The sequence below is a fragment of the Azospirillum oryzae genome, assembly GCF_008364795.1.
GTDB classification, from domain to species: Bacteria; Pseudomonadota; Alphaproteobacteria; order Azospirillales; family Azospirillaceae; genus Azospirillum; species Azospirillum oryzae.
Genome location: NZ_VTTM01000016.1, coordinates 1 through 16405, shown reverse-complemented (window position 1 = coordinate 16405; position 16405 = coordinate 1). Strand labels below are relative to the sequence as shown.

The following is a 16405-nucleotide window of genomic DNA, read 5'->3' as shown; positions in this document are numbered from 1 at the left end:
CCGATGCCTTCATCTATCTAAAGATAGCGATCCCCGGGAACAAATTCCCCCGCTAGATCAACAGGTTACGCCGGGACAAAAAATGGGGACGGGGATCAAGCAACCACCGAACTATCTGAACCAGATCAACGACTTAGGCAATCCCCGGCAACTCTGATCCCCGCTGGGGACGCGGGAACCGGGGATATTTCCTAACCTCGGCTACTCCTCATCGCTACCATCATCGACGCGGGCATCCTCGACCGGTTCCGGTGCGCCAGCCTTCACACGTCCGACACCGCGAGCAAAAGGCCCACCTGGTACATCAAGCCACTTAGGTACAGAACTCCCCCTCGCAGCACACTTGCGAATGCGATCAGAAGCAAGGAGCTTTCTAACGATACCCTCGAGGATGTCCCGCGATGACTTGGAAAGCACCTGTCCCAGCAGCTTACGATTCGGATACACCCCCTGATCCTTACCGGTATGCTGAAATGGATGCCCGGCTTCAGCATAATGCCGAATCTTGTCGACCATCAACTCCATCAGCAATTCTTCAGATTGTCGACCTCCGCGAAGTTGGTGGGTGATGTCAACGAGGAGGCCGACTTCGTTGCGGACATAGGTCCGTGTCTCGCGGTCGGCTTTGGCATTGGCTTTGACGACCGCGCCATGCAGGACCTGATTGGGAGAATAGCAGCGGTCACGAATCTTCAGAATCGATCGTGCGACACTTTCTTCGGCAGGCCACAACGCGTAAGCACAACGCACACCGTCGACCAAAGCAGACGTGCCGCGGATCGCCTCACGCGCTTGCTCGGGAGTGGTGACCGACTTGCCGTTGGCGGGCTTACGCATGTGGTGATTGATGATAACGGCTGCCCCGGTTTCACGGGCGAGGCGCGCGAACTGGGCCATTGCGTAGGCAGCGCCAGTGGTATCTGTCGTGAGGTCGCCTTGCAGGAATACCTGAAGCGGATCGATCACCACCAGCTTCAGCTCCTCAATGGCCATCAAGTCGCGCTGAATCTGATCGAAGAAGGGGGTCGTACTCACCTGCCCCTTGTTCATCGTTACCAGGGGTTGAGCGCCGCCAAAGTCAATCAGGGGCACGATCTTAAGGTTATCATTGCTGCAATGGCGATTGCCGGGGTCGAGGTTGCGAAGTCGCTCGTGAATGGTGTCGGAGTCATCCTCCCCAAGATACATGACCACTTTGCCCATCGTCTTGATTGGACCGCCAAACGCTGTCTCTTCGCCGCCGAAGGCGGTGCTAGGCGCTCCAGCAGCCACCTTAATCGCCAAGTCGAGCGTCATCATGCCTTTGCCGGCATCTCCCATAGCAGAAAAGAGCGTCACCATGCCGAGTGGAAGGATGCCATCCGCCAAGTACTGGCGCGCTTTCGCGGCGCCACGGAACATGTCGCGAGCTGGAGAAATAGCCGCCAAGCCGGGGTAGCCCGACGACGGATTAAGGGCAGCGGCGACCTTCCTCGTACTGCTGCGCACCCACGCCCGGATGCTGTCCGGAGTCCAGCCCATGCCCTTGCCGTTCGGGTCGTGGGGCGCAGCTAGATCGGCGACGTCGGTGCCGTCGCGCCACTGTTCTTTTGGGGTCAGGATGGCGACAGACGCCGCACCGGCCCGCATAATTGCCTCGCCGGCCTTCTCCGCATACTCCCAGCCCACCTTGTCCTTGTCGGGCCAGATGACGACGCGCTTGCCGGCCAACGGCGACCAGTCGGTTTTGTCGGTCGGCGCCTTCGCTCCGCCTAGCGCCGACGTCGCTGGCATGTCGATAGCCCACAAAGCGTCGGCGGCTTTCTCGCCTTCGACCAGAATGACCTCGCCGACGTTCGCCAGCTCCGGCATGCGATAGAGGGGGCGCGGGTCCTGCGGTGCCGACCAGCGCCGTTCGCGGGTGAACCATTGGCGATAGGTCTTCTTGACCTCGCCCGATTTCGGGTCGACCGGATCGTAACGGTAGACGCGGCAGATTTCAGCGCCGGCCATGTCGTGATAGACCCACATGCCGGTGTGCATGCCCAGCTCGTCCGTCGGCGGCACCTTCATCGGCTGCCAGTCGTCGCTGTTCGGCTCTCCTGGCGTCGGCGTCGCGTTGACATAGCGGTCGCTCATTCCGCCGAGCCATGCCTTGACGGACTCCAGGACCTGCGGGAACTGCGTCCTGGCGTTCATGCTGTGGCAAGCGGCCCACAGGGACAGGATGTCGCCGCCAGTCTGCCCCTCGGCTGCATTGCCGTGGTCGCACCAGACGCCTTTCTTTTCGCCCGTTAGCTCGATTTCCAGGCTGTCGCCCGGCTCACCCGCAGTGTTGCCGATGACAAACTTCCGCCCGACGCGCTTGCCCTTCGGCAGTAGGTAGGTCAGCACGTCAGGCAAGGCGCCCAGCAGGATCTCCTTGATGGCGTCCTTTGCCCCTTCCTGCTGCGGTGAGTCCGGGATTTCGATCTGGTTAGGCGCATCATTGAAGTCCAGCCACGCCTTCGGGCGGATGACGTTGTCATACATGGTTTGTTTTCCAGTGGGGGGCCTGCCCGAGCTGCCATGCACCACCACTCGGGGACGCATCAGCGCAGATCGGGCTTCTGGAAATGCTATTGTGCGCGGCCCCCCTACATTGCCCGCACCTCTCGGCAAAAAAATACAATTGCTCGGTCGGCGCTCGGAGCCACCTCATTGTCAAGGCAACTCTGACTACACTCGACTTCCACCGATCTAAGCAATATTTCTGCTGATTTCACAGAACAATTTTGGCGCTTACGCCATATGGAAAATCATAATCTTGACAACGCCCTGCATTTAACCAGATCTCGGATGCCTAACCTCTAACATTGCCGTCATCTGCAGAACTGCCAATTCCAAATCTTCTTGATTTAGCCTTCTGGCTATGGCTTTCACTCGCCCTTCTAATATAAATCTCTTATCTTCGATAGATTGGTCGGCATCCTCGAAAAAATACTGAATCGGCATGTCAAGATGCCGACCAAGCTGCTCCAGCGTCTCGATCGTCGGAAAGGTGCGGCCTCGTTCGATGTTGGACACAGCCTCGACCGTCCGGCCGACCAGATCCGCCAATGCCTCTTGGGTGAGGCTGCGGGCCGCCCGCGCCTCCTTAACCCTCAACCCGACACGCTGCTTCAAGCTTAATGGCATGATCCGGATCATTACGCCGTTATGGCGCCTTGACCACGATCTACCAGATCGGTATTTGTCGATCAGAACGAACCAATGGATCGGCATGAGCCCATGCAAGCCGACAAACACATCAGCGGCGAACATCTCTCCGTCAGCAGTGTCCCCATCAGCTGCGCCGATGGGTCCAGCCCGCGGCCCTGCCGGTTACGCCGCTTACCTCGCCAGTCCTCAATGGCGCGCTCTGCGGCGTGATGCGTTCGCCCGCGATGGCGGGCGGTGCGTCCTGTGCAACGCGACAGACCAGTTGGAAGGACACCACCGCGTTTACCCTCCCCGCGGCGACTGGACCCAGGACAGCCTGGAGGCCGTGACAACGCTGTGTGCGCCCTGCCACGAGACCGTGACCAGCATGCTGCGCGGCCGCCGCTACACCACGGCCACGGTCAATCTCCCCGACACCCAGCCAAGCCGCCCCCGTCCGCGGCTGGAGGTCCCCGATGTATCAGCCCCTGAGCTTCCAGATCACCGGCGTCTCACCCCTCCTCATGCACAACGGCCGGCTGGCCGATCCGCTCGACCCGCTGGTCAAGGACATCAAGAAGCTGAGCAGCAAGCGGCCGAAGACGGAGGCCGATCTGGAGCGGATGGCCAAGCTTGAATTCCTTGGCTCACTCTACCTGCATGGCGGCGAACCCTGCCTTCCGGGCGAGTTGATCGAGGCGGCGCTGATCGACGGCGCCAAGCGCAAACGCCGCGGGCCGCTGGCCAAAGCGGGCATCCTGTGTGACGGCAACATCCCGCTTCAGTATGACGGCCCCCGCGAGCCAGAGAAGTTGTGGGATGACGGCCGCTTCCGCTTTCGCACTGGCGTCCGGGTTGAGCGCCTGCGGGTGATGCGGGTCCGGCCGCGCTTCGATGACTGGAGTGCTGCGGTCACCATCCAGTTCATGCCATCGCTGCTGAGCGAGGATGACGTCCGGGACATCATCCGCACCACCGGCGAGGTGGTCGGCCTTGGAGATTGGCGCCCCAAATTCGGGCGCTTCACGGTGCATTGAGGGGCCGACCGGCGCCTCGATGCAACCTTGGCGTGGCACGGATCGGCGTGGCATGGCAAGGCTGGGCATGGCAGCGGAAGGGCGGCGTCAGCCGCCCTTCATGCCGCCGGATGGTCCCGGTATGATCCGACGCGACACCGCGACGTCATCCACCTTCGGCATCACAGCGATACCCATTATGACGGAACAGGTACCTCAGCCGACGGAAATGCGGGACGAACCATGGCGGCTGTTGTTCGATGCTGTCGTCGATCGGCTGCAGTTGTCCGATCCCAGCAGGATTGCGGCTTGGCGCCACTACGCCGAGAAACTTCCGGCCCTGGCAGCCTCCCACGCAGTCCTTGACCAGACGCCCGCCCCCAGCGCCACCCGCGACCGAATGAAGCGCATCATGGCGGCCTGCGACGCCCTGCTGGAGGCCATCCAGGACGACACACCGCAGGATGGGCGCCTCCGTCCCGTCCCACAGCTCCTGTGGGGCTTGGCCGCGCAACTGACGCCGGATGACCCCAACGCCGCCATCATGGATGGGCAGGCAGACCACGCGCTGGAGGACGCCTTCAGCGGCGTGCTGATGCTGCGGACCGCGGCCGAACTGGTGCGGGATGCCGAAGCGGACCGCGTCGCCTCCGGCGTCGGTGGAACGCGCCACAAGGCCGCGGCCGGCTACCACATGACTTTCGACTTCCTGCTGGACGTCTACGAGGCGATCAGCGACCGGCCGCCCGGCACCTCCTGGGACGACATGAGCGGGGCCGCCGGCGGGCCGTTGGTCGACTTCCTCCAACTCTGCCTGGAGGCGCTGGGCTACACGCCGACCAAGAACGCCCTGCGCACCGCAGTGAAGCGCGCCATCAAAGCCCGGCGAACCGGCCCGAACAAATCAGCTGCGCCGCAGAGCTGATCTGGCCCTTTCGGCACAGGAGTCCAGCTTTGGCACGAAGAGGGCATGACCCACCATGTCCTCTCCCCCGACACTGCCGCCCCCTGCACCCCTCCCGAGTCCGAGGCTGCGGTCGAGCGCCTGCGTGCGCTGGCGCGCCTGCTGGGCCGCATGGCGGCGCGGGAATACCTGGCGCGTTCGGGCGAGCCGACGCAGCCCCCGAAGCCGCAATGAGCAAGCTCCCCTCCCGTCCCCCCGCCCTGCTGACCATCCCTGACGTCGCCGAGCGCCTGCAGGTCAGCGTCAAGACCGTCCGCCGCTGGATTGTGTCGGGCGACCTGCCCACCGTCCGACTCGGCCGTCAGATCCGCATCCAGCCGAAGGACCTCGACATCTTCCTGCGGCAGCGCTGGACCAGCTGACCACCACTGTCCACCCTTGTCCAGTAGTTGCAAGGGCTTAGACGATCATCGGGAAGAGGTCGCCCTCGTATTTTCGAACCAAAAGCGTGCTACGTCTTCCCGATCCGGACTTCCTGTCCACTCCTGTCTTCCCGAGGCCATGGATGACCATCTCCACCACTTCCCAGTTTCCGCTCAGTCCGTCTGCGGTGCTTGATATGCCGCCGGTGCGCTCCCTGGCCGACCTGCTGACGCGCGTCCTGGCCGACCCCGCCCTGCCGCCGCAGCGCGCCCGGGACCATGCCTCCTCCCTGCGCCGTTTCGGCGGCATCGTCGGACGCGACCTCGCCGCCATCCCGGCCAGCTTCGATGCGCTGCGCCCGCTGATCGCCTCCGTCCATCCGGCGGCCCACGGCCTGTCGCTCAAGCGCTGGCAGAACATCCGCTCCGCTATCGGCACCCTGCTGCGCCACTACGGCACCGCTGCGCCCCACCGGCGCCTCGCCTGCCATCTGCCGGAGCCCTGGTACAGCCTCCGCGCGGCGGTCACCGACCCGGCGATGCAGCGCGGCCTCGCCCGTTTCCTGCGGTACTGTGCCGACCACGACATCAGGCCGGACGCCGTGTCGGACGCCACCTTCACCGCCTTTGCCACATCGCTAACGAACGGCACGCTGGTCGCCAAGCCGCAGCGGGTCGAGCGTATGGCCCGCCAGCAGTGGAACCAAGCCGTCGCCGTCGCCCTGCCCGGCTGGCCGATCACGCCGGTGCCGGTCACCAGCAACCGGGACGACTACCAACTGCCGTTGGACCGCCTCCCGGCGTCCTTTGCCACCGATCTGGCGGCATGGATGCAGCGGCTGTCCGGCGCCGACCCGCTGGACGAGTTCGGCCCGACCCGGCCGTTGCGCCCCAGCTCACTGAAGACCGCCCGCGGCCATGTGCTGCGTTTCGCCGCCGCCCTCGTTCATGCCGGTGAGGAACCCCGGACCTTGACCACGCTGGCGGCGCTGGTGGTGCCGGAACGCTTCAAGGCCGCCCTGCTGTGGCTGATGACCCGCCGGGGCGGGGCCAGCCCCGGCCTGATCGAACAGGCCAAGTGCCTGCTGGCTGTCGCCCGTCACTGGGTTCAGGTATCCAAGACCGACCTGGAGCGGCTGAACAAGCTGGTCGCCAAGCTCGGCGGCCGACGCAAGGGTATGACCGACAAGAACCGAGCCCGTCTGCGCGCCTTCGACGACCCCAAGCACCTGCTGGCCCTGCTCACCCTGCCGGAGCGGTTGATGGACAAGGCCGACCGCGTGGCGGCGCCCAGCCGCCGGGAAGCCCTGATGGCGCAGACCGCGGTGGCGGTGCAGATTCTGCTGCTGGTGCCGCTGCGCCGCCTCAACCTGCTGCGGCTGGACGTCCATCGTCATCTCTGCCGCAGCCGCTCCGGCCATCACGCCGTCGTCCATCTCGTCATCCCGGCGGAGGAGACCAAGACCAGCCAGCCGATCGAGGCGGTGCTGCCGGAACCACTCGTGCGGATGATCGACCACTTCCTGACGCGCTACCGCCCGCTGCTGACGTCGGACACCGGCGGCCTGCTGTTCCCCGGACGCGACGGCGGCTGCAAGCACATCACCGCGTTGACGGCGCAGATCGAGCGGGCGGTGCGCGACCACACCGGCCTCACGGTCAATCCCCACCTGTTCCGCCACCTCGCCGGCAAGCTCAGTCAGCAGTTCGATCCCGGCAATTACGAGCTGTCGCGCCAACTCCTCGGCCATCGCTCCACCGACACGACGGTGACCTACTACACCGGACAGGATTAGCCCTACAGTCTGTATCGGGCTCATTAGTCTCATAGGGCCGTCCCGTTATTTACGGCACTTGTGTAGGTCTCATCCCGGCTCTACACTGCGGAGCAGGAACGCAGCGCAGGATCAACCCAATGTCGGTAATCCCGTTCACCGTTGATCGCACTCGGCGCCTGGCCTAGGTCGCGATTCCGGTCACGTAGGTGACGCGATGGAACTGTTCTTTACAGACCTCGGTTCCCTCCGCCGTTCCGGTCCAGACACGTCGCTGACTGGCGTCGCCCTTCCGCCACTGCCGCCGGCGGCGCTGCAGGCTCTGGAAAACCTCTCCGTCCCGGACGGGATGCCCTTCTTTCTGGACGCAGCCGGTCGCTATGACCGCGTGCTCAACAAATTCTTCCGCGACCTCTCGGCCGACGGTTGCCGTTCGCCGCGGACGTGGCGCGCCTACGCCCGCGACCTCCACCTGTTCGCCCGGTTCCTGGACGAGCGCTGCGGGGGCACGCCCCTGCTGAGGGCCAGCAAAGACGACCTCCGCAGCTACTACCGCGCCCGTCGGCTTGGCTTGGCCGCCGTCACGGAGCGCAGCTGGAACCGCGCCATCGCCGCCCTGGACCGCTTCTACCGCTGGGCACTGAGCGAGGACCTGATCGCCGCTTTGCCGTTCGATTACCGCTACGCCACTGCGAACATTCCAGGGCACGACGGCAGCACCACCGTGCGCAGCAACCAGTTCCTGGAACGCGTCGGCCCGAGCGAGGAGGTGAAGTGCATCACCCTGGATGACTACCTGCGGTTCCGCGACATCGGCTTGCTCGGCCGCCTTCCGGACGGACGCCCTGACCCCTCCTTCCGTGGGCGCAATGCCCTGCGCAACGCCGCTTTCGCGGAGCTTCTGGTGACCACAGGCCTGCGTCTTACGGAGGCCACGCGGATCCTCAAAGCGGAACTGCCTGATCCCGCTGCGGACACCACCGCCAACGTCAAGACCTTCCGCATGCAGCTGGCCCATCTGACGGCGAAGCGCGCAAAGGGACGGCTCGTTCACATCCCACGGCGCGTGCTCCGTGACTTCGTCCTCCCGTACATCCAGGAGGATCGCGACAACGCCGTCGCCAAGGCCGTTCAGGCTGGCCACTATCGGCGCCTGGACAACCTCTTGCTCGTTACCCGCTGGACGGCCATCCACTGCCGCCTCGCCGGCCACGCCACGAAGAAGCTCGACTACGCCGCGATCGGCCCAGAAGATCGGGCCAAGCTGTTCAGCATTGGCGACGACGGATTCCCCTCTGAACCCGGCCTCCTCTGGTGCACGGAGCAAGGCTTGCCCACAGAGCCTGAGAATTTCGAAGCCGTGTTCATCCGCGCGTGCGAGCGGTGTGCCCGTTTCGGCTTCGACATCCGCGTGACGCCGCACACGCTCCGTCACACCTTCGCGGTCTACATGTTGAGCGAACTGATCCGCGCCTCGTTGGGCAGCGTCGTCGATCTCCGCCAGCAGCGCCGCGACCTGGACGAGGGTGCCTACCGCCGCATCGTCTTCGACCCTCTCGACCGCCTGCGTCGCCTCCTCGGTCACCGCAGCCTCACCAGCACCTACATCTACCTCACGTACATCGAGGAGGCGCAGGAGTTGGTCGATCAGGCCGTGGACCAGTGGTCCGCTCGTCTCGGTTCCCCTGATGATCTCCTGAACGACGAGGAGACCCTTTGATGGCCAAGGTCTCGCTCCACAACAGGCGCGTCTCCTTCGCTGCAGTTGACGACGCGCCGCCCCAGCCCAGGCCGACCGTCGCTGGGGTGCGCTTCAAAGCCGTTTTCAGCGGCGGGCGATCGGCGCCCATCGATCTTACCAGCTACCCACTTCCAGCCATTGCGGCAGCGGCGGCAACGATCCTGTGGGAGGAAACTCAGCCAGGAGGATCCTTGCGCTCGCCAGGCTCTGTTAGTCAGATTACCCAGTCGCTTGCCCGCTTTGCAGATTTTCTTGGCGCGTGCTATGCCCGCGACCCAGCCCTGACGACCCTGGGCGCCATCGTGACTGACGACGTTGATGCGTTCGACGACTATCTGCATACGCGGTTTGGCTCCGCATCACGTATGTCGTGGGTGCGGATGCAGGCGTTTCGCCAGTTCCTGGAAATTGCCCATCGCCACGGTCACATCGGGGATCACATCAAGCCGCGCCTAGCCTACGTTTCCCGTCACGGGAAGGGAAAGTCCACCCCTATCGACGGCTACTCGCCGTATGTTGCGGCCCAGCTCCGTGAAGCATCGGCTCGTGACATTGAACGTGTTGTTGCGCGCATCACCGTTGATGGGGAGGCCCGCACTGCCCGTGGCTGCAATCCGGACGTGAATGGTTGGACCAACGCGGACAACATCGTGTGGCACTTTGCCAATCGCGGTCTCGTACGGGCGCAGCATCCTCTCGTGAGCAAAGTCAAAGTCCATACGGGGTTCACCTGCTTGGAACTGATCCTACAGGCTCATCTCGATATCGACGATGTTCTCGCATTCACTGTTCTTTTGTCTTTATCCACAGGTCTTCCCATCGAGTGCGTGCGCTCTCTGGGCGCAGATTGTCTTCGCAATGAGGGAAACGGCTACGCTGATCTCTGCTACGTGAAACGCCGTGCCGGCCGCGACACTGAGATGACGAAGCGGGTTCGCTGTGATGCGCCCATGTCTCCAGGATGGCTTGTCCTCGTCGTGCAGCGCCTCACACAACGGTCGCGCCAACTGGCTGACGACGATGTCCGTGGATGGCTATTCATCGGGTACAACAAGGGCGAAATTGGCCGCCTCATTGTTTGGGCCGCGGGCCCGACGAAGTGTTCTGCACTCCGCCGCTTCTGTGAACGGCACGCCATCGTCGGAGACGACGGAGCACGTCTCCCCTACATCATTCTCCAACGCCTTCGGAAGACTCACAAGAGCGAGCGCTACCGCAAGGTCAACGGACATCTTGCTGACTTCGCTGATGACCATACCCGCTCAGTCGCGGCAACGAACTACGCAGACATTCCGTCGATGCGTCCGCTTCACGAGGCGACCATTGAAGCAGGCCTGACGGCCGCTTACGACGCCGCATTCGCCCCCGTTATCCTGGACGGCGTCTCTGAACAGCGTCTCCAGGCCAATCCGCGGCAAGTCGCAGATGACGTCGGGAAAGACGCCACAGCGATGGAGTCCGTCGCCCGCGGTGAGACTGATGTCTGGCTTGCGGGGTGTCTCGGTTTTGACCATTCTCCCCACGGCGCCCAAGGCAAACCCTGCCCAACACCCGTATGGGGATGCCTGGAATGTGGCAACGCCGTCATCACGGCTTCCAAGTTGCCGGCCCTCCTCGCCTTTCTCGACCACATGCTGGGCAAACGGCAACAGATGAATCTCGCCGCGTGGACTGAAAGGTTCGGGCGTGCCTACCTCCGCATTACGGAGCAGATCCTGCCTCGCTTCCCCACCCACGACATCGTAGTGGCCAAGGCCATCGCAGAGTCTGACACACACCTTGTCTGGTTGCCCGCTGAACTTACCATGGCCCCGTGATCCCCATGAAACCTGCCGTTCTTCAAACCAACGTCGCGTCCCTGCATTGGGCAACTGATGCCCCAGTGGTTCAGGGGCGCACGGTCAACGGGCCAGTGCCCCTCTTCGGTGACGACGTCTGGAATCTGCGCTGTATCGTGTTCCGCAACAACGCTCCCGCCTTTGGCAGCCGTTGCGACTTCTCCAGCATCGCCGACCCTCTGCGTCGCCTCACGGCGAAAGAGTTGATCATGCAGCGTCTGAATCGCCTCCTTCCTACATCCCGGCGGTCACGGCGCCCAAAGTTGATCAGTGCGGGGAGCGCTTCATTCCTCCTTGAGCACATCCGGCGCGTCTATGATTTTATGGACCAGAGGGCTATTCATCGCCTTGCGGATCTTACACAAGACGACCTGAACTCTTTTCAGCGGCTTCTGTCTGGCGCCAAAACAACCCCAAAATACCAAGCTTATGTCTTGACCATTTTCTACGCGCTATACGAGGCGCGCGACTGGTTGAGCTATGACGCGGTCACCTTCCTTCCCTGGAACGGCAAATCCCTACTGGACTTGGTCGGCTACGAGCACCCTGAGGAGAACCTGACGGAGCGCATTCCGGAGCCCATCATGGGGCCACTGCTTCGGTGGGCGTTGGTCTACATAAATCACTTCGCTCCGGACGTCATTTCAGCGCAACAGGAGTTCGCCTCCGTCACACAGGAATCGACGAAGCGTCGGCCGCACCCTGGAAAAGGAGGGGCTCGGCGCCGGCTTCAGGAATGGCTTGATCTGCAGCGCCAGGATCGTCGACCACTCCCTGCCTTCCCTCGCCGAGGGTGCCTTACCCTTAGCTGGAGCCTCGTCGCCGCTGCGACAGGCATCACGATGGCGTCTGTGAAGACCAACCGCGACATTATTGACGACGCAGTGCGTGAACTCGGACTGGCTGTGGGAGGCTTGGGTGCATCCCCGGCGGTTCCGCCCGGCGCTTCCTCACCTTGGCATGTCCCGTTCGACATGCACTCGATCAAAGTCGAATGCCGTCATCTGATCACGGCCTGCTACATTGTCTGTGCCTATCTCTCAGGCATGCGCGACAGTGAAGTGCAGGACCTTCGTGTTGGCTGCTGCAGGCCAGTTCGCGATGCGCAGGGAGCGGTCATTCGTCATCACCTGCACGGCACAACCTTCAAGGGGTCCGACCTGTCCGGCGAGAAACGTCAATGGGTTGTCATTGAATCGGTTGCGCGCGCGATCGCGGTCCTTGAAGAGTTGACCGCTGATTTCCGCCAAGAGACTGGCAGCGACCTGCTGTTTGTGAATCTTCACAATCGGAAGACTGATTTCGCCATCAAGTCCCGCGCCGCTGGGCGAGTTAACGACTTCCGCGACCATATCAACGCCACGCTTCAGCCCCGACTGATCGACATGGGCATTCCAGCCATCCCAGCTCGGCCCGACGGTGAGCCGTGGCTGTTCAACACCCGGCAATTCCGCCGCACTGTGGCGTGGCACATTGCCAATCGGCCGTTTGGTGTCGTCGGGGGCATGATCCAGTACGGGCATACCTGCGAAGTCATTTTCGAGGGTTACGCCGGCAACTCGGCCAGCGGCTTCCGCGCCGAGGTCGAAGCGGAACGCGCACTCGCACGCCAGAGCGACATCGTCGAGATGTACGAGGACCACAAGCGCGGGGTTCGTGTCGCCGGTCCGATGGCCGACCAGATCGGCGCCGAATTCGACGACATCCGCGCCACCCTCGGGGACTTCCCCGGCAAGGTCGTGGACAAGGCGCGCCGCGACAAGATGCTCCACCACCTTCGGGTCCGCCTCTTCCCCGGTCTCCTCGCCGACTGCTTCTTCACCCCCGAGGAGGCCCGTTGCCTGCGTCACCTTCGCACCGCGGAGCGGCGGGAACCCGTCGCCGGCATCTGCGACCCTCATTGTGCCAGCGCATGTTGGGCGAAGAAGCACCTGCCCGTGTGGAAGCACACCCTGGACGACACCCTCCAACTCAGCCGCCGAAACCGCATCTCTCCGATTCAGCACGACATCCTGAAGGCCAAGGCAGACGAATGCCAAGCGGTCGTCAACGTCATCACGGAGGCCGCCAATGTCCGTTAAGTCATTGACCGCAGCCGCCCTCCGTGACGCCATGGCGAAGTTGCTGGCCGGCACGTCCCAGCGCACCGACGGAAAGCTCACCTGGCACAACGTCTACACCGAGGCCGGCATTCCCCGGGCAACGGCGGCCCGAGCCAAGGACGTAATCACCGAATGGCAGGAAGCCGTTCGGACCCGAAGCCAGTCCGACGCCCAGCCGCTCCCCAGCGAACAGACCCAGCGTCTCAAGGAGGAGCTGGATCAGCGCACCCAGGAGGCCGCTGCCACGCACCAAGCCCTGCGCGAGACCATCCGCATCATGGCGAACCAGATCCAGGCATTGTCCCTCGCCGTCGAACAGAAGGACGCCACCATTGCGAACCTTCGCGCCGAGGTCGCCGCAGTCGCCGGGAACAAGGTGGTGCCGATGAAGGCGCCGCGCCACCGATAGAAAGCAACCAACGTCGGTCCCGTCCGCCAAACTCTGTTTTGCCTGCCCAGTGTCCGCTTCAACTAAATTGGCTATTCGCAGTTCGTGGTTGGAGCCCGGCCTGGGATCGCGCGAGCAGAATCGTATTTGGTGGTTGGAAAGCGAACAGTACTCGAACGTTCGTCCGTCTGTGCGCCCCTGGCGCGTTTCACATCCCCAGCACGGGGTCACTACAGGAAAGTGCGCAGGTTGTCCGGGTTCTGAAAATGCGGCGCGAACATGGGCGTGGCTGCGAGTTGGCATCCCCAACGGTGTTGACGGAAACGGTCGATCCATGCCCCCGGAAACGGCAAAGGCCGCCGGCTGGACGTCGGCGGCCTCGCTGTCGCGAATAGGTGGAGTTTTGATGCGTACCTCCAGACACACAAAAATATTTCCGCCACTCAGCGCATTCTTGTAGGATTTCGGTCGGGTGAGCGGCACCATACCTTTCAAGAATTGTCTAGCTGATTTGGAAAATTCACTCGACGCCCTGCTTCAAGGTTGCGGATCATGTTGTCGACGCCAATTTCGTAAAATTCACCCAAATGAAAATTAACCGCACCACCCAGACTACTTTGATGTTCTGAAATAATATTGATAACGCAATTGACCAATTTAATGACTGCACTTTGATCAAGGGGATAGTCTGTGTAAATTCCTTTCGGATTGGCGAAGTATTTCTTGTCAAGATGCGCGAAAAACTTGTCGCGTCGAGCCATGATCGCCGCAATTGTGCCGCGATTCGCTTCGAGGTCATTAAGCTGTTGTTGCACAAGGCTTTCTGGCGGAGTTCCGGATTTCCAAGTAATGTGCGACCGGTTCTTCATGCAAAAGTCGAGAAACGCGAAAATACTCCGGTCACTACGGCGCGGATCCTCAAGCAGCTTGGCTGTTGCCAAGTGAAGATCAACCTCGACCGATCGGATCAGTGGATCGAGTAACGGCTCGATCTCCCAGAGTTTATCGCTTCGTTTAGAACAATTTTCGATAAGCGACGAGTATATCGCCAATTTAGCTACGAGTCCTGGTGGCGCGTTCCCGTGAATCAGCCCAGCATAGCTGTTCAGCCGCTCTTCATAATTGGCTTGAATCAAATTTTTCATTGCGTTTTCTTCTGTTATTGCCAACACACATAGCTTATACGCACAGACCCGCGAGAAACTGGGGCTTGAGCAGAATATGTGATTTTTGGCCGCCCTGAATTCTGAAGTTGATCAGGGCCGCCAGTAGAATGCCGGCGGCCCCGAGATTGCGGAATGGTGCTTATATACCTGGGACCGGTGGGGGCGGTGGGGGCGGTGGGGGCGGTGGGACACCTTCATCTTCGGGAGTAGGCTGAAGACTTTCATTTTGCGCTGTAGGGTCATCCACCAATTCAGCACCCTCAGGTATGTTCTTATATACAGTCTCGGGTGAAGCGCCTCCCGGACCGTAGTCGCGAATGCCATCAGTTACGTAAAAAAGACCATCGGGTTTTTTGTAAATGCGGACAATCAGCGGTTTACGCATTTCTCACCAGGGAAACAAGTTGTTCTCTTCTTGGATCATAACTCTTCGGTTGAGAAATAACAAGGTTTTACACTGCAGCACATAACGGTTCGGGTTTCCATCGAAGCAAAATCTTTCTATGCGATAATGCGAAAACGGTGGCAAAGCTGACACTCTGATCCAGGCGGATCAGAGTGTCGCGAAAAGGAGGGCATTGCCGCCTGAAAAATACCGACAGCTCCTCCACGAGCTTGGAGTGGGTCTCCCGGTGGGCGATAATGGGCCGGTAGGTCAGTCGCTGAAACCGCCTGCGTTCGATACTCGTTAAGGAAAACAGAAAGTGATGTTGAACACGGACTTCGGGGAACCCCTCGACAAGCTCTGCCCGAAGTGCGGGAGCGCAAACCTCGTCCACAGCGTGGAAACGCAGCCGGTCCGTTTCCCCTATGGACCCGGAGAAGTCCTGATGGCGACCGTCGATGTGCAGGTCCCTGTCACCACGTGCGGCGCCTGCGGGGACGCCTGGACTGATGCCCGCGCAGAAAGCGTCCGGGAAGAAGCTGTCTTGCAGCGCCTTGCTGAGTTGAAGGCCTAAGAGGTCTGCGGAAGCTGAGACGGTGCGGGAACCGCGGCTCTTCGAAGTTGGATCTATCAGTAGAGTGAATTGCGAAGGTGCTGAACGAGACTGAGCCCGTCACGATTGAAGTCATTGCTGTGCGCAAGGCACCAGTCGGCGGAAAATTGTTGGCGCTTGTTGATGTGTCTATCACCATCCATGGTATCGAGTTCAAGGTTCGCGGCCTCCGTGTGTCGAGAGAGATCATGAACGGGCAGCATGCCACTTCTGTTACCGCTCCACTTCACCGGGATAATGGGGGGAAGTGGATGTCAACCATCACTTTTCCTGAAGAGCTTCATGAACCTCTGTCGGACATCGTGTTGAACGCTTGCATCGAACAAGGTATTTGCCGGATGGCGTGAGGCGAAGCTGACGGCGCAGACCAACAGCAAGATTGTCGCGCATGGCGAGCATGCGCGCGGTAGTCTCGCTCGGCAGATAAAGCGAGGCCCCATAAACCGCCGGCTATCACCCGTCCAGGATCCAGAAATGATCGACAGGCGCTGCCCAGCAGATGCCAAACCTCCGGAGGCTCTTGATCCGGCCGCGGCATTTGCGCTGGGGCAGTGGGGCATGGCGAAGCGGCTGGCCCAGCCTGGTCGACCGCCGTACCGGCGCTGAGATGTCCAGGCAGGCGTTGCCCTGCTGCTATCTATTAATGGAGCGGCCGGCCGCTGTCGCGAAAGGGGCGAATGGCCACCTCGCCGGCATGCCGACGGTGATCAGCTGGCCGGCACCGGCCCGGGCCGGCGCCTCGATCTCCACCACGGCCGCCACGACGTCGATGTTGAGGCCCTGCGCCTGGTGCCCACTGTCCGACGCCGACGGCGCCGCCCTAGATGTTTAGTCCCGGCATTTGATGGTGCATCCTACGTGCAGGACTGGAGGGATGCACTATGGGCCAAGTACTC

13 protein-coding genes are annotated in these 16405 nt (G+C 61.9%); 10 read left to right on the top strand and 3 right to left on the bottom strand.

Going from position 1 to position 16405, the window contains the following annotated elements:
• Positions 1–201: 201 nt before the first annotated feature.
• Positions 202–2511 carry an AAA family ATPase gene (locus FZ938_RS27705; RefSeq protein ID WP_174757528.1) on the bottom strand — a complete coding sequence of 770 codons (2310 nt, stop codon included), beginning with the start codon at positions 2509–2511 and terminating at the stop codon, positions 202–204.
• Between the two features lie 291 nt (positions 2512–2802).
• Entirely contained in the window at positions 2803–3282 is a 480-nt protein-coding gene (locus tag FZ938_RS27700; protein WP_149201497.1) for a helix-turn-helix domain-containing protein, read from the bottom strand.
• A gap of 353 nt (positions 3283–3635) precedes the next feature.
• Between FZ938_RS27700 and FZ938_RS27695 the strand changes: the two genes are divergently transcribed.
• The 9 genes from FZ938_RS27695 to FZ938_RS27660 all read left to right on the top strand — a co-directional run bounded on the left by FZ938_RS27695 (position 3636) and on the right by FZ938_RS27660 (position 13366).
• Positions 3636–4196 (top strand): hypothetical protein, encoded by a 561-nt coding sequence (locus FZ938_RS27695; RefSeq protein ID WP_149201496.1) that lies wholly within the window; start codon positions 3636–3638, stop codon positions 4194–4196.
• A 52-nt stretch (positions 4197–4248) separates the two neighbouring features.
• Positions 4249–5100 carry a hypothetical protein gene (locus tag FZ938_RS27690; protein ID WP_211101183.1) on the top strand — a complete coding sequence of 284 codons (852 nt, stop codon included), beginning with the start codon at positions 4249–4251 and terminating at the stop codon, positions 5098–5100.
• A gap of 45 nt (positions 5101–5145) precedes the next feature.
• Positions 5146–5313 (top strand): hypothetical protein, encoded by a 168-nt coding sequence (locus tag FZ938_RS30730; protein WP_174757524.1) that lies wholly within the window; start codon positions 5146–5148, stop codon positions 5311–5313.
• Complete coding sequence (locus tag FZ938_RS27685; protein ID WP_149201494.1) at positions 5310–5501, top strand: helix-turn-helix domain-containing protein; 192 nt, start codon at positions 5310–5312, stop codon at positions 5499–5501. The genes FZ938_RS30730 and FZ938_RS27685 overlap by 4 nt, the downstream gene beginning before the upstream one ends.
• Before the next feature lie 143 nt (positions 5502–5644).
• Positions 5645–7297 carry a site-specific integrase gene (locus FZ938_RS27680; RefSeq protein ID WP_149201493.1) on the top strand — a complete coding sequence of 551 codons (1653 nt, stop codon included), beginning with the start codon at positions 5645–5647 and terminating at the stop codon, positions 7295–7297.
• Between the two features lie 196 nt (positions 7298–7493).
• Positions 7494–8996 (top strand): tyrosine-type recombinase/integrase, encoded by a 1503-nt coding sequence (locus tag FZ938_RS27675; RefSeq protein ID WP_149201492.1) that lies wholly within the window; start codon positions 7494–7496, stop codon positions 8994–8996.
• The gene (locus tag FZ938_RS27670) at positions 8996–10834 is read left to right on the top strand and encodes a hypothetical protein (RefSeq protein ID WP_149201491.1); all 1839 of its coding nucleotides are present in this window, start codon (positions 8996–8998) and stop codon (positions 10832–10834) included. The genes FZ938_RS27675 and FZ938_RS27670 overlap by 1 nt, the downstream gene beginning before the upstream one ends.
• A gap of 5 nt (positions 10835–10839) precedes the next feature.
• Complete coding sequence (locus FZ938_RS27665) at positions 10840–12936, top strand: site-specific integrase (protein WP_149201490.1); 2097 nt, start codon at positions 10840–10842, stop codon at positions 12934–12936.
• Positions 12926–13366, top strand: a complete 441-nt coding sequence (locus tag FZ938_RS27660) for a hypothetical protein (RefSeq protein WP_211101182.1) — start codon at positions 12926–12928, stop codon at positions 13364–13366. The genes FZ938_RS27665 and FZ938_RS27660 overlap by 11 nt, the downstream gene beginning before the upstream one ends.
• 470 nt (positions 13367–13836) lie before the next feature.
• Here the strand turns inward: FZ938_RS27660 and FZ938_RS27655 are convergent, their stop codons facing one another.
• The gene (locus FZ938_RS27655; RefSeq protein WP_149201488.1) at positions 13837–14490 is read right to left on the bottom strand and encodes an AbiU2 domain-containing protein; all 654 of its coding nucleotides are present in this window, start codon (positions 14488–14490) and stop codon (positions 13837–13839) included.
• Between the two features lie 1057 nt (positions 14491–15547).
• Here FZ938_RS27655 and FZ938_RS27650 point away from each other — a divergent pair.
• The gene (locus FZ938_RS27650) at positions 15548–15856 is read left to right on the top strand and encodes a hypothetical protein (RefSeq protein ID WP_149201487.1); all 309 of its coding nucleotides are present in this window, start codon (positions 15548–15550) and stop codon (positions 15854–15856) included.
• The last annotated feature ends 549 nt before the right edge of the window (positions 15857–16405 follow it).